The organism is Martinezella lusitana, from assembly GCF_016901135.1.
Classification (GTDB): Bacteria; Pseudomonadota; Alphaproteobacteria; order Rhizobiales; family Rhizobiaceae; genus Rhizobium; species Rhizobium lusitanum_D.
On the sequence record NZ_JAFEVL010000014.1, the window covers coordinates 1 to 705 of the forward strand.

The 705-nt window shown below is 56.0% G+C and carries 1 protein-coding gene; it reads left to right on the top strand.

What is annotated here, in order from left to right; genetic code table 11:
• A partial coding sequence (locus JTP94_RS05915; protein ID WP_204849611.1) for a type IV toxin-antitoxin system AbiEi family antitoxin domain-containing protein occupies window positions 1–705 on the top strand: 705 nt, incomplete at both ends.

A 705-nucleotide genomic window follows, 5' to 3' on the forward strand; every position in this document is an offset into this window, starting at 1 on the left:
GCGCGGCATGCGATCTCACGGCAATCTGTATCGGCGTATATCAAACAGGGTTGGCTCGAGCGGATCGCGAAAGGCGTCTACCGCCGCCCATTCTCCGCAAGAGAAACGTCGGAAGCCAGGACGGGCTGGAAGATTCCTTTATTATCCGCGCAATGGATCATGGGACATGAGTTCCACGTCGGAGGCTTAACCGCGGTTGGTTTGCGCGGCCATTCCCACTACCTGCAGCTTGGCGGCGATACACGCGTGTACCTCTACGGCTCGGACATCCCCGACTGGCTTATGACGTTGGCAACCGATGCCAGATTCGTGCGGCGAGGTCATGGACTATTCCTTGAAGAGACCGGCGGCATCGAGAACAGCGAATTCAGCTTGTCAGATGATCCAGATGAGGAGCGGGCCATGAGCCCGTGGCGATGGCCTATCAAAATGTCATCGGCCGAGCGGGCAATATTGGAGGTTCTCGATGAATTACCAAAAAACGAGAGCTTTCACAGCATCGACATGATGTTTCAGGGAATGGTCAATCTACGCCCAAAATTGTTGACGGCGCTACTTGCCCAATGTCGTAGCGTGAAGGTGAAACGCCTCTTCTTCGTCTATGCAGACAAGCACGCGCATGCGTGGCTCAAGCATATCGACAGATCGCAGATCGATATGGGAAGCGGCGATCGGGCGCTTGTTCCAGGCGGCCGGCTTCACCCG